The sequence below is a fragment of the Psychrobacter sp. GW64-MNA-CIBAN-0177 genome, from assembly GCF_040309585.1.
Taxonomy (GTDB): Bacteria; Pseudomonadota; Gammaproteobacteria; order Pseudomonadales; family Moraxellaceae; genus Psychrobacter; species Psychrobacter okhotskensis.
Window position 1 is genome coordinate 1 of the sequence record NZ_JBEOOY010000194.1, and the last position, 276, is coordinate 276.

At 66.3% G+C, this 276-nt stretch carries 1 protein-coding gene; it reads left to right on the forward strand.

Going from position 1 to position 276, the window contains the following annotated elements:
* Positions 1-276, forward strand: a 276-nt coding sequence (locus AAEY79_RS14745) for a DUF533 domain-containing protein (RefSeq protein ID WP_352289090.1), incomplete at both ends; no start/stop codon positions are given.

Below are 276 nucleotides of genomic sequence, written 5' to 3' on the forward strand. Positions count from 1 at the left end.
GGACCTGCTGCAAAACAAGGCCGGAGGTTCCCACAACAAGTCATCCAGCGGCGGGCTGGGCGGTTTGCTCGGTGGTTCCGGCAAGTCGTCCGGCCTCGGCGGGCTGCTGTCCGGCGCCGGTGGTGGCGCTCTGGCAGCGGGCGCCATGGGTCTGTTGATGGGTAACAAGAAGGTGCGCAAGGTTGGCGGCAAGGTCGCCATCTATGGCGGCCTCGCGGCGCTCGGTGTTATTGCCTACAAGGCTTATGGCAACTGGCAGGCCCAGCAGGGCACGGC